10 protein-coding genes are annotated in these 12,321 nt (G+C 63.7%); 8 read left to right on the top strand and 2 right to left on the bottom strand.

Translation table 11 applies throughout. The annotated features are described in order from the left end of the window. Positions 1-108: 108 nt before the first annotated feature. Positions 109-663, bottom strand: a complete 555-nt coding sequence (locus AB4Y82_RS15195) for a TetR/AcrR family transcriptional regulator (RefSeq protein WP_441602745.1) — start codon at positions 661-663, stop codon at positions 109-111. Positions 664-865: 202 nt separating this feature from the next. Between AB4Y82_RS15195 and AB4Y82_RS15190 the strand changes: the two genes are divergently transcribed. The 8 genes from AB4Y82_RS15190 to AB4Y82_RS15155 all read left to right on the top strand — a co-directional run bounded on the left by AB4Y82_RS15190 (position 866) and on the right by AB4Y82_RS15155 (position 11,177). Next, on the top strand, positions 866-1,435 hold the full coding sequence (locus AB4Y82_RS15190; protein WP_441602746.1) for a hydrolase: 570 nt from the start codon (positions 866-868) through the stop codon (positions 1,433-1,435). 51 nt (positions 1,436-1,486) lie between these two features. Next, positions 1,487-2,278 (top strand): prolyl oligopeptidase family serine peptidase, encoded by a 792-nt coding sequence (locus tag AB4Y82_RS15185; RefSeq protein ID WP_441602747.1) that lies wholly within the window; start codon positions 1,487-1,489, stop codon positions 2,276-2,278. A gap of 245 nt (positions 2,279-2,523) precedes the next feature. Further along, a complete protein-coding gene (locus AB4Y82_RS15180) occupies positions 2,524-3,570 on the top strand; it encodes a LacI family DNA-binding transcriptional regulator (protein ID WP_441602748.1) in 1,047 nt (348 codons plus the stop codon). Between the two features lie 89 nt (positions 3,571-3,659). Next, positions 3,660-6,632 (top strand): TonB-dependent receptor, encoded by a 2,973-nt coding sequence (locus AB4Y82_RS15175; RefSeq protein WP_441611455.1) that lies wholly within the window; start codon positions 3,660-3,662, stop codon positions 6,630-6,632. A gap of 80 nt (positions 6,633-6,712) precedes the next feature. Then, positions 6,713-8,170: a glucoamylase family protein gene (locus AB4Y82_RS15170; protein WP_441602750.1), complete on the top strand. Its 1,458-nt coding sequence runs from the start codon at positions 6,713-6,715 to the stop codon at positions 8,168-8,170. Positions 8,171-8,173: 3 nt separating this feature from the next. Continuing rightward, positions 8,174-9,484, top strand: coding sequence for a sugar ABC transporter substrate-binding protein (locus tag AB4Y82_RS15165; RefSeq protein ID WP_441602751.1), 1,311 nt, complete (start codon positions 8,174-8,176; stop codon positions 9,482-9,484). Continuing rightward, a complete protein-coding gene (locus AB4Y82_RS15160) occupies positions 9,481-10,359 on the top strand; it encodes a carbohydrate ABC transporter permease (protein ID WP_441602752.1) in 879 nt (292 codons plus the stop codon). The genes AB4Y82_RS15165 and AB4Y82_RS15160 overlap by 4 nt, the downstream gene beginning before the upstream one ends. Then, positions 10,356-11,177, top strand: coding sequence for a carbohydrate ABC transporter permease (locus AB4Y82_RS15155; RefSeq protein ID WP_441602753.1), 822 nt, complete (start codon positions 10,356-10,358; stop codon positions 11,175-11,177). Before AB4Y82_RS15160 ends, AB4Y82_RS15155 begins: the two co-directional genes overlap by 4 nt. Before the next feature lie 8 nt (positions 11,178-11,185). On the opposite strand, the gene AB4Y82_RS15150 is transcribed toward AB4Y82_RS15155, so the two are convergent. Then, the gene (locus AB4Y82_RS15150) at positions 11,186-12,277 is read right to left on the bottom strand and encodes an ABC transporter ATP-binding protein (RefSeq protein ID WP_441602754.1); all 1,092 of its coding nucleotides are present in this window, start codon (positions 12,275-12,277) and stop codon (positions 11,186-11,188) included. Between the last annotated feature and the right edge of the window lie 44 nt (positions 12,278-12,321).

Here is a 12,321-nt window from a genome sequence, read left to right as displayed (position 1 = left end):
AGTTTCTTTTGAAAATGTTTAAATCGCGTGTCGAGTTAGGCATTCGGACGTCCAGATGGCTGGACGTCCTACGCACGTGTTGCACGTGCGACACAGTTGTCGCCGCAATCAGCGCGACGCGAGTTCTCGCAGATAGAGCGAAAGTGCTTGCTGCAGCTGGTTTTGCGCGGCCTTGCGCAGGTTCGCCGGTTGCTCGCTTTCGAGCGCGACAGCGGCCTTCATGAATTGCTGCACCACCATCGCCGCCGGACGTAGCTCGCCTGCGGCAATCCCTGGCGCGTGAATGGCGATAATCTGACTCAAATAATCGCGCATGCGCTGGCGAATGGTGCGGCCCAGCATCGAGGGCAGCGAACCGGCGGCCTCGACCAGGGTGGCGAAGGCCGGATGCTGCTTGCGGTAATCGGCGAACGCGCGGATCAGCCGCGCCGCAAGTTCCTCCGTCGACCAGTTCGGCGTTTGCGCGACCAGGGTCTCCATGCGCTCGTTCAGTCCGTTGGCATGCTGGGTGATCAGCGCCTCGGCAACGGCCTCCTTGGTAGGGAAAAACTGATAGAGCGAGCCGATCGAGGCCTGAGCGCGAGCCGCGATCTCGGTCATGGTGGTGGCATCGAAACCTTTTTCGACGAAGCAATCCGATGCCGCAGAAAGCAGCGCCGCCACGCGTTCGTGGCCCCGGCGACGGCTGGGCGCTCGCGCCCCCTGGCTTGTGTTTTGCGAGGACATCCTCATAAACTCCAATGTGAGGCTGTCCTCACATAATAGTCTTGAAAGCCGGCGCATGGGCGCGGCCCGAACAGGGTCGATTGTACGTTGATGCCGGCGCAATCCCTGCCTGATCCCTGCACATCGCTGGAGTTCTCCCATGGAAAAGCTTGATCCCCGCACCACCGCGCTCGTCCTGATCGACCTGCAGAAGGGCATTGCCCCGTTTGGCGCGGGCCCCCATGCGAGCGCTGAAGTCTTTCAGCGTGCCGGTCGCCTGGCGGCGCGTTTTCGCGAGTTGAAGGCGCCCGTGGCGCTGGTGCGCGTGGGCTGGTCGGCCGACGCCGGCGACATGTTGCGTCCGCTGACGGACGAGCCTGCACGCAACTTCACCCTGCCGGACAACTGGTGGGACTACGCCGATGAACTGGCCGTGGCCGAGGGCGACCTGCACATCACCAAGCGCCAGTGGGGCGCGTTCTACGGCACCGAACTGGAGTTGCAGCTGCGCCGTCGCGGCATCACGCAGATCGTGCTGGCCGGCATTTCCACCAATATCGGCGTGGAATCCACCGCTCGCCAGGCCTTCGAGCTGGGCTTCAACCAGGTGCTGGTGGAAGACGCCATGAGCTCGGGCGATGCCGCGCATCATCGTTTCGCGGTGGAGCACATCTTCCCGCGCCTGGGTCGCGTGCGGTCCACGGAGCAGGTTCTTGCTGCTCTGGCCTGATCCGTCGAAGGGTCTGTACTCTCCGGGCATCGACTGACGGAGAGTACGAACATGCTGATGAAGCGCGTGGGATGGATGGCAGCCTCGCTGCTGCTTGGCCTGGCCGGATCGACGCACGCCGCTGACGCGCATTTCGTCGCCAGCGAAGTGACGGTGGATGGTCACCGCTATCCCTTCCAGGTGTTCGTGCCCACCGGCTGGACGGCGGATCGCCCGTGGCCGGTGGTGTTGTTCCTGCACGGCAGCGGCGAGCGCGGCAACGACAACGAAGCCCAGCTCAAGCAGGGCCTGCCGCCGTGGCTGGCCAAACATGGCGATGAATTTCCTGCCGTGGTGGTGGCGCCCCAGGCGCCCGACGACACGGTGTGGAGCGGTGAAGTGGAGCGCGCCGCCGTGGCCGCTCTCGAGCAGAGCATCGCGACCTATCACGGCGATCGATCGCGGCTCTACCTGACCGGCCTCTCGATGGGCGGTTATGGCGTGTGGCAGCTGGCGGTCGATCATCCGGGCATGTTCGCTGCTGCCGCGCCCGTGTGCGGCGGCATCCTCGGGCTCGACGACATGCCCGAACTGAAGGTCTACGGCGTGCCCAGTGGTGCCGATCCCTACGCCTGGGTGGCGAACCGGGTGAGGCCGACGCCGATGTGGATCTTCCATGGCGCGATCGACGACCAGGTACCGCCGGCCGATTCGCGGGCCATGAACAAGGCGCTTACCCGCGCCGGCGATGAAGTGCGTTACACCGAATTTCCCGGTGTGAACCATGGTTCCTGGGTGCCGACCTACGACTCGCCGGCGCTATGGCCATGGATGTTTGCGCATCGCAAAGCTACGGCAGGCTGACGGTTCGTTCACAACCGTGTCTGGTTCCCCACCGAAATTTTAGCGTTCGATGTTGCGACGCCATATGGCCGACGGCCTAGGCGGCAGCGTTGCTGTGTCCCCGGCTCGCAAGTTTTTATGCTTGAAAGTATTGCAGCGCAGCGAAAAAAGCCCGAAATGGTGGCTTTACAAGTTTCCATGAAAACGTTTACGTTCCGCCGCAGCGCCGCCGGGGAATCCCCTGCCGCCCTGTCCTAGGAGCCGATGTGACCACCAAGAAGGCCACCATCAAGGATGTGGCGCGGGAGGCGAAAGTCTCGATCGCGTCGGTGTCCCGTGTGCTCAATGGCCTGGGCGGGGTCACGACGGAAACGCAAAATGCCGTGCGCAAGGCGGCGGCTCATCTGCACTACGTTCCCGATTCTGCCGCGCGCAGCCTGATCACCGGCCGCACCCACACGATCGGGGCGGTGCTGCCCGACCTGTACGGTGAGTTCTTCTCCGAACTGATCCGCGGCATCGATCTGGCGGCACGCGCCAAGGGCCTGCATCTGCTCGTATCCAGCTCGCACGACGGCGTGGAAGACGCGGCGGTGGCGGTGCGCACCATGCGTGGCCGCGTGGACGGCATGATCATTCTTTCCGAATTCGTCGATGGCCCGTTCCTTGACCGGAACCTGCCCTCGGACCTGCCGGCCGTGCTGCTGGACAGCCCGGTCGACCATGCGCGTTATCCGTCGATCAACATCGACAACATCGCCGGCGCCCAGGCGATGGTGAAGCATCTGCTCGATGCCGGCCACGAATCGGTGGCCTTCATCACTGGCCCGGCCGGCAACTACGACGCGCAAGAGCGCGAGAAAGGCTATCGCGCGGCGATGGCCAGGCACGCGCCCAAGGCCACGCTCAACATCATTGCCGGCGACTTCACCGAGGAATCGGGTTATCGGGCCGGCCAGGAAATACTGGCGCAGGCGACGCGTCCGCGTGCCGTGTTCGCTGCCAACGATATGACGGCGGTGGGGTGCCTGATGGCATTCAAAGAGGCTGGCGTGAAAGTCCCCGAGGACATCGCGTTGGCCGGTTTCGACGACATCCTGATCGCACGGTACGTTTCGCCTTCGCTCAGCACCGTGGGCGTCAGCATTGCAGATTTGGGCAAGAGCGCACTGCTCCTGCTCACCGAGCTCATGGAAGGCAAGGGGCACACCGGCTCCAACAGCCGCACTTTGCGTTGCGACGTCGTCGTGCGCGATTCGTGCGGAGCTCATCAGACCAACGTAGCAACGAAACAGCCTCCGGCGCTCGTCTGAGCGGCGGCCTTTTGTGGGAGGGGAGACACCTTATGAATATTCAACGCCAAAAAAGTAAACGTTTACTAGCTACCGCCATTGCCCTCGCGATGGCTTCTTCCGCGCCGGCCATCTCGTGGGCGCAGAGCTCGGATGCGAACATTCGTGGCCAGGCTCCCGCCGATGTCGACGTGGTGGCCAAGAACACCGCCACGGGCGCTACCCGCCGCACGCATTCGGACAAGGACGGCAGCTTCGCGCTGGTCGGTCTGCCGCCGGGCACCTATCAGGTGGATGCCGGTCCGGGCACCGCGCGCACGGTGACGGTGACGGTGGCTTCCACCTTCACCCTGAACCTCACGGCGCAGCAGGCCGCTGCAGCGACTCCGGCCGAAGCCAATGCGCAGAACCTGGGTGGCGTGACGGTGTCGGCCACCACGCTGGAGGAAGTGAAGACCTCCGAAGTGGGCCAGCTGGTGTCCCTGCGCCAAATCGAAACCACGCCGGCTGCGTCGCGCAACTTCCTCGAATTCGCCGACACCGTGCCGGGCATGGTGTTCACGCGCGACGCCAACGGCAACACCAGCCTTCGTTCGGGCGCGCAGGCCAGCTCCAACATCAACGTCTATATCGACGGCGTGGGCCAGAAGAACTACGTGCTGCCCGGCGGCGTCACCGGCCAGAACAACAGCCAGGGCAATCCGTTCCCGCAGCTGGCGGTGGCCGAGTACAAGGTCATCACGTCCAACTACAAGGCCGAGTACGACCAGCTCTCCAGCGCTGCGGTGACGGCCGAAACCAAGTCGGGCACCAATGAGTTCCACGGCGACGTGTTCGGCAGCTTCACCAACACGGCCATGCGCGCAGAGACGCCTTCTGAGCAGGCGAACAACAAGAAAGTCGATTCCAAAGAGAAGGATTACGGCTTCGACATCGGCGGCCCCATCCTCAAGGATCAGGCGCATTTCTACCTTGCCTATGAAGGCAAGGAATTCAACAGCCCCATCACCGTGGTACCCACGGGCAACTCCGCCCTGTGGGCAAACCTGCCGGCGAGCGCGCAGGCCGGCATCGGCCCGGCCAACCTGCCGTTCAAGGAGAACAACTGGTTCGGCAAGGTGGACTGGGAGCCGACCGACCGCGACCGCATCGAAGTGAGCGGCAAGTACCGTGACGAAACCGCCATCAGCGGTATCGGCGGCAACAGCACGGCCAATGCCTCGCTCAATACGCGCAACACCGACAAGCGCTTCGACCTGCGTTGGGATCACAGCACCGACAGCTGGTTCAACCGCCTGCAGGCCACGTACGAAGACGCCCAGTACAACCCCACGCCCATCACCACGGGCTACGGCGCGTCGTACACCGACGCCAGCGACCAGAACTCCACGCTGCTCGTGGACGGCTCCTCGCCGCTGTCGTATCAGAACAAGGGCCAGAAGGGCCCGGCCATCTCCGACGATTTCACCCTCAACGACATCCAGTGGCATGGCGACCACGTGATCAAGATGGGCGTGAAGTTCAAGTCGGTGAAGCTGACCGCGCAGGACGCGGGCGACACCAACGCGCTGTACACCTATGCGGTGGGTCCAAACGGCACCGAGTCGATTCCGTACAAGGTGCAGTTCGGCAACCCGACGCCGGGCCAGAGCCCGGTGGCGACCAGCCGTGACCAGCAGTTCGGCACGTACATCCAGGATGACTGGCAGGTCGACGACCACTGGACGTTCAACCTGGGCGTGCGCTGGGATTATGAGAAGACGCCTTCGTACCTCGACTACCAGACGCCGGCTGGCGTGGTGTCCGCGCTCAATTCGCAGGATCCGAACGGACCGGCGGGCCAGACCTATGCGCAGTCGCTCGCCCTGGGCGGCGTGAACATCAACGACTACATCAGCAACGGCAACAACCGCAAGGCGAAGAAGAACGAAATCCAGCCGCGCCTGGGCTTCTCCAACGATCTGTTCGGCGACGAAGAGCATGTGATCTTCGGCGGCTGGGGCCGCTCGTACGATCGCAACCTGTACGAATCGCTGCAGGTCGAAGAGACCAAGTCGGTGCTGTCGCAGCCCACGCTGTTCTTCAACACGCCATCGCAGCCGTGCACGCCCAGCGCCACCTGCCTGGCATGGAACCCGGCCTACCTGAGCATTCCTGCCCTGCAAGCGCTCGTTGCCAACAGCAACGCGGGCAAGGAAGTTGACATGATCAACAACAACCTCAAGGCGCCGTATTCCGATCAGCTGAGCATCGGCATGCGCAACAAGATCGGCGAGTGGAACACCAGCGTCGCCTTCGTGAACATCAAGAGCCACGACGGCATCGTCTATACGCTGGGCAACCGTCGTCCGGACGGCACCTTCTGGGGTGGCGGCAGCCAGCCGTGGAGCTTCGGCATCCCGGGTTACGGCACGCTGATCATCGGCAACAACGGCCTGCAGACCAAGACCAACCAGTTCCTGATCTCTGCCGAAAAGCCCTATACGGTGGATTCGCACTGGAGCGCTTCGTTCGCGTACACCTACACGAACGCCGTGCAGAACAACGACAACAACGACCCGACCGACCAGTACGCGTTTGACTACGAGAAGATCGGCAACTATCCGTACTCGGCGGCTCCGGGCGTCGCCAAGCATCGCCTGGTGGCGACCGGCTCGCTCGACGGCCCGTGGGGCTTCGTGTTCGGCAGCAAGCTGACGCTGGCCACCCCGGTACCCGATCTGGGCCTGTCCTGCTATGGCGCACCCGCGCCAGGCTACGACAGCGGCTTCACCAACGGCGGCGGCTGCCTGAACTTTGCGGTCCGTCCGCCGGGCGAAGGCAAGTTCCTGATCGGTGGCAAGGTGTTCGGTTACCGCGACATCGACTTCCAGGCGACCAAGAACTTCAAGGTCTACGGAAACCTCAACGCCTATGTGCGCATCGACCTGCTCAATGCGTTCAACTGGAACAACTACGTCAACTACATCGAGACCATCGGCAACAATGGTGTGCTCAACAAGCGTCAGGTGATCTACAACCCCACGGGCGATATCACGGGTTACCCGCGTACGCTCAAGGTCACTGCAGGTATCAACTTCTAAGTGGCACCCCCCATGGCCGTCATGATGACGGCACTTCGAGGCCCGCATATTGCGGGCCTCTCTTTAAAGAGCAGCCGATCATGATCAAGCCTCTCCTTCGCGCCGTCCTGGTCGGCGCTCTCACGCTCGCCATCGGCACTGCCTGGGCGGCCCCTGCGTCGGATGCCGCCGCCGGGCTCAAGTACAACGCGCTTCCCAAAGACCAGCGCGCCGCCATCGATGAACTGGAACAGCGCACGTTCCAGTGGTTCTGGGACAGCGCCGATCCGAAGACGGGATTGATTCCCGATCATTGGCCGGGCGAGTCGTTCGCCAGCATCGCCTCGGTGGGTTTCGGCCTGACCGCCTATGGCGTGGGTGCGGAGCGCGGCTATGTAACGCGCGAGCAAGCGGCGGATCGCACGCTGGCCACGCTGCGCTTCTTCAACGACGCGACGCAGAACGACAGCGAAGACGACGCCAGCGGCTATCACGGCTTCTTCTACCACTTCCTCGACATGAAGACCGGCAAGCGCTATGGGCGCGGCGTCGAGCTGTCGAGCGTGGACACCACGCTGCTGCTCGGCGGCGTGCTGTTCGCGCAAACGTATTTCGATCGCCATTCCGCCAAGGAAAAGCAGATCCGCGAGCTGGCGGACGCCATCTACAAGCGCGTCGAGTGGACCTGGATGCAGCCCAAGGCGCCGTTGATCAGCATGGGCTGGACGCCGGGCGGCAAGTTCATCCCGGCCAACTGGAAGGGTTACGACGAAGGCATGATGGTGTACGTGCTGGCGATGGGATCGCCCACGCATCCGGTAAGCGATGACGCGTGGCAGGCCTGGGCCAAGAGCTATCCCAAGCAGTGGGGGGAATTCCAGGGGCGCACCTTCCTCAACTTCGCGCCGCTGTTCGGCCATCAGTTCAGCCACAGCTGGATCGACTTCCGTGGCATCCAGGATGCCTGGAGCCGGGATCACAACACCGACTACTTCCAGAACAGCCGCGAGGCGACCTACGCGCAGCGCTCCTATGCGATCGCCAATCCCAATCATTGGGAAGACTACGGCGAGAACATCTGGGGCCTCACCGCGTGCAACGGCCCGGGCGACGCGGTGGTGAAACGCGACGACGGCAGCACGCGCGCGTTCTACGGCTATACGGCACGTGGCGCCGGGCTCGACTACATTTCCGATGACGGCACCATCGCGCCCACCGCCGCCATCGGCTCCATCGCGTTTGCCCCGGAAATCGTGGTGCCGGCGCTATTGGAGATGAAGAAGCGCTACGGTGACGCGGTGTATGGCAAGTACGGTTTCGTGGATGCCTTCAACCCCAGTTACGATACGGGCGCCAGGCCGAGTGAAGGCCGCGTCGTGCCCAACATGGGTTGGGCGGACGACAAGCAGATCGGCATCGACCAGGGTCCCATCGTGTTGATGATTGAAAACTGGCGCAGCGGTTTTGTATGGAACGTGATGCGCAAGAATCCGTATGTCCGCAAGGGTCTGGAGCGCGCCGGCTTCACCGGCGGCTGGCTGGAGTCCAAGCAGCGATGAGCGATGCCTGAGCTGTCTCGCCGCATCAACGCAACGACGGGCCGGGTGGCATGCCGCCTGCTGTCCGTCGCTGCGCTGCTGCTGGCGGGCTGCTCGTCCTCGCAGGACGCGCACACGCTCACCTTCTGGACCATCGGCCGCGAAGGCGAGGCGGTGGTGAAGTTGCTGCCGGAGTTCGAGCGTGAGCATCCTGGCATTCACGTGAAGGTGCAGCAGCTGCCGCTCAGCGCGGCACATCAGAAGCTGCTCACCGCGTTTGCCGGCGGATCCACGCCGGACCTCAGCCAGCTCGGCAATACCTGGCTGCCGGAGTTCGTCGCGTTGCAGGCGCTGGCGCCATTGCAGCAACGCGTGGCGACATCGACGGTGGTAAAGCCCGACGATTACTTCGACCACATCTGGTCGACCAACCTGATCGACGGCGCGCTCTACGGCGTGCCTTGGTATGTCGACACGCGCCTGTTGTTCTACCGCCGCGATCTGTTGAAGGCCGCCGGCTTCGATGCACCGCCGCGCAACTGGGCCGAGTGGCGACAAATGCTCGCCGCGCTCAGCCAGCCGGGCAAGGGGACCTACGGCATTCTTCTGCCCACCAACGAATACGAGCAGCTGATGTCGCTGGCGCTGGAGCAGCCCGAATCGATGCTGCGTGACGGTGGACGCTACGGCAATTTCCGCAGCGACGGCTTCAAGCGTGCGCTGGCGTTTTATGTGGACACGTTCCGCTTGCAGCAGGCGCCGGCGATCACCGCGGTGGAAGCGGGCAACCCCTGGGAAGAATTCGGGCGCGGCGTCTACGCGTTCTATTTCTCCGGTCCATGGAACATCGGCGAGTTCCGCCAGCGTCTTCCCGCCGACCGCGAGAACGAATGGGCTACCGCTCCCTTGCCCGGGCCCGACGGTGCCGGCACAGGTGCGGCAGGCGGTTCCAGCCTGGTGATCTTCCGCCGATCGGCGCACAAGGATGAGGCGTGGGCGTTGATCGAATACCTGTCGCGCCCCGACGTGCAGCAGCGCTTCTACGATCTGCTCGGCGACATGCCGGCCCGGCGCAGCGCCTGGGACGGCGGCAGTCTGCGTACCGATCCCAAGGTGCAGGCGTTCCGCGAGCAGCTCGAACACGTGAAGGCGACCCCGCCCGTGCCGGAATGGGAGCAGATCGCCAACGAGATGCAGCTGGTGGCCGCGCAGGCGGTGGCGGGCGAGTTGACCATCGATCAGGCCGCTGCCGAAATCGACCGCCGCGCCGATCGCATCCTCGAAAAACGGCGCTGGATACTCGACCACGCCCGCGTTTCCGAGGCCTCGCCATGAATGGGCAGCGCGCCGCCTCGTGGTTTCTCGCGCCGGCACTGCTGGTGCTCGGCGTGTTCTTCCTGCTGCCCGTAGTGGCGGCGCTGGGACTGAGTCTCACCGACTACGATCTCTACGCCCTGGCGGATATCCGCCACCTGCGCTTCGTCGCGCTCAACAATTACTGGGATCTGCTGCACCAGCCGAAGTTCTGGTCGGCACTGGGGCATACGCTGTATTTCGTGGTCGTCGGCGTGCCCTTGTCGATCATGGTCTCGCTCGGCGCCGCGCTCCTGCTCAACTCGCCGCTGGTGCGCTTCAAGACCTTGTTCCGCACCGCGCTGTTCGCGCCGGTCGTCACCACGGTCGTCGCGGTGGCGGTGGTGTGGCGCTACATCTTCAACACCAAGTACGGCTTGTTGAACTACGCGCTGGGTCTGGCCGGGATACACCCGGTGGACTGGCTGGGCGATCCGCACTGGGCGATGCCGTCGATCATCGTGTTCGCCGTGTGGAAAAACTTCGGCTACAACATGATCATTTTCCTCGCCGGTCTGCAGGCGATCCCGCGAGACCTCTACGAGGCGGCGCGCATCGACGGCGCTTCGATGGTGCAGCAGTTCCGGCATATCACCTTGCCCATGCTCGCGCCCACCCTGCTGATGGTGGGCATCCTCACCGTGTCGGGCTATTTCCAGCTGTTCGCCGAGCCTTATGTAATGACCGAAGGCGGCCCGCTGCAAAGCACCACCAGCGTGCTGTACCTGATGTACAACGAAGGCTTCAAATGGTGGAACTTCGGCACCGCTTCGGCCGTGGCCTTCCTGCTGTTCGTGATCATGTTCGTCGTCACCGCGCTGATGTTGCGCGTGGGCCGGCGCGGAGAGCCGGCATGAATCCGCGCTTCGCCCGAGCCGTCATCTACGGCTTGCTGATCGGCGGCACGCTGGTGGCGGTGTTTCCGCTGCTGTGGATGTTCTCGGTGTCGTTCATGCGCCCGGGCGAGGCCAGCAACCTGCCGCCGCCGCTGTGGCCCGCGCATGCCAGCTGGCACAACTACGAAGTGCTGTTCCTGCGCGCAGGCGTGGGGCGCTACCTGTTCAACAGCCTGGCGATATCGACGGCGATCACCGCCTTGTCACTCGCCTTCAACGTGATGGCCGGTTATGCCTTTGCCAAACTGCGTTTCGCCGGACGCGAACGCCTGTTCCAGGTGCTGCTGGGCATGCTGGTGATTCCGGCCCAGGTGGCGATGCTGCCCTTGTTCCTGATGCTGAAATACATGGGTATGGTGAACAGCTACGGCGCGGTAATCGTGCCGGCGATGGCCACCGCCTTCGGCATTTTCCTGGTGCGCCAGTACGCACGAGGCATTCCCGATGAGCTATTGGAAGCAGCGCGCATCGACGGGGCGGGCGAGTGGCGCATCTTCGGCCAGATCGTGCTGCCGCTGCTCAAGCCGATCATGGTGACGCTGGCCATCTTCACCTTTCTCACCGCATGGAACGATTTCATGTGGCCGCTGATCGCGCTGACCGGACAGGAGCATTACACGCTGCCGTTGGGATTGGCCTCGCTCTCGCGCGAGCACGCGCAAGACAGCGAGCTGATGATGGCCGGGTCGGTGGTGACCGTGATACCGGTGCTTGCCTTGTTCCTTGCGATGCAGCGCTACTACATCGAAGGACTGTTACTGGGCAGCGTGAAGGGGTGATGGTCCACTCAGGCGATACGTGCGCCGGCGAGGGGGTCGAACACATGCAGACGATCAAGCGCCAGCTCGAAATGCATCACGCTGCCGACTTCGGGCAGCGCGCCGGGCGGTACGCGCGAAACCAGCGACTGCTCGCCGCGACGCAGGTTGAGGAAGATCTCGTTGCCGACCGGCTCGGTCACTTCCAGCACGGCGCTCAGCGTTGCGCTCGCTTCACCCGCAGGACGCAGATCTTCGGGACGCACGCCGATCACCACTTCGCGATCGATCCACGGCAGCAGCTCGGGCGTCTGCGCGTCGAGCGCGCCCAATCGCACGCTGCCTTGCGGCGTGTCGAGCTGCCAGCCGTTGCCGTGGCGCAGCGGACCGCGCAGCAGATTCATCGCTGGCGAACCAAGAAAACCGGCCACGAACAGGTTCGCGGGCTTTTCATACAGCCCCATCGGTGTGTCGATCTGCTGGATCTGCCCGCCGTTGAGCACCACGATGCGCTGGCCCAGCGTCATCGCTTCAACCTGGTCGTGGGTGACATAAATCATGGTGGCGCCGAGCTGGCGATGCAGGCGCGCGATTTCCACGCGCATCGACAGGCGCAGCTTGGCGTCCAGGTTGGACAGCGGCTCGTCCAGCAGAAACACCTTCGGTTCGCGCACCAGGGCGCGGCCCAGCGCCACGCGCTGGCGTTGGCCGCCGGACAACGCCGCCGGCAGCGACGTCAGGCGATGCTCGATTTCCAGCTGTTTGGCAGCCTGCGTGACGCGCTGGTCGATCTCCGCCTTGGTCTTGCCGCGCAGGCGCAGGCCAAAGGCGAGGTTCTCCGCCACCGTCATGTGCGGATACAGCGCGTAGTTCTGAAACACCATGGCGATGTCGCGATCTTTCGGCGAGACCTCGTTCACCACGCGCCCGCCAATGCTCAGCGTGCCGGAGGAAATCGACTCCAGGCCCGCGATCATGCGCAGCAGCGTGGTCTTGCCGCAGCCCGACGGGCCCACCAGGACAAGCAGTTCGCCATCGGCGATATCGAAGCTTGCTTCGGCCACACCGATATGGCCGTTGGAGTAGACCTTGCTGATGCGATCCAGATTCACCGTTGCCATCGACGCCTGACGCTCCTTCTTTCCGGCGGCTGCATGGCTCACCG

This window comes from Dyella sp. 2YAF14, from assembly GCF_052114725.1.
Lineage (GTDB): Bacteria > Pseudomonadota > Gammaproteobacteria > Xanthomonadales > Rhodanobacteraceae > Dyella.
Note: the sequence above shows the minus strand (reverse complement) of the source record. Positions and strands in the feature narration are given on the sequence as shown.

Excerpts from the sequence above, each read along its gene's own strand:
- AB4Y82_RS15190 (WP_441602746.1), top strand. The coding sequence starts at position 866 with ATGGAAAAGCTTGATCCCCGCACCACCGCGCTCGTCCTGATCGACCTG.
- AB4Y82_RS15185 (WP_441602747.1), top strand. The coding sequence starts at position 1,487 with ATGCTGATGAAGCGCGTGGGATGGATGGCAGCCTCGCTGCTGCTTGGC.
- AB4Y82_RS15175 (WP_441611455.1), top strand. The coding sequence starts at position 3,660 with ATGGCTTCTTCCGCGCCGGCCATCTCGTGGGCGCAGAGCTCGGATGCG.
- AB4Y82_RS15170 (WP_441602750.1), top strand. The coding sequence starts at position 6,713 with ATGATCAAGCCTCTCCTTCGCGCCGTCCTGGTCGGCGCTCTCACGCTC.
- AB4Y82_RS15165 (WP_441602751.1), top strand. The coding sequence starts at position 8,174 with ATGCCTGAGCTGTCTCGCCGCATCAACGCAACGACGGGCCGGGTGGCA.
- AB4Y82_RS15160 (WP_441602752.1), top strand. The coding sequence starts at position 9,481 with ATGAATGGGCAGCGCGCCGCCTCGTGGTTTCTCGCGCCGGCACTGCTG.
- AB4Y82_RS15155 (WP_441602753.1), top strand. The coding sequence starts at position 10,356 with ATGAATCCGCGCTTCGCCCGAGCCGTCATCTACGGCTTGCTGATCGGC.
- AB4Y82_RS15150 (WP_441602754.1), bottom strand. The coding sequence starts at position 12,277 with ATGGCAACGGTGAATCTGGATCGCATCAGCAAGGTCTACTCCAACGGC.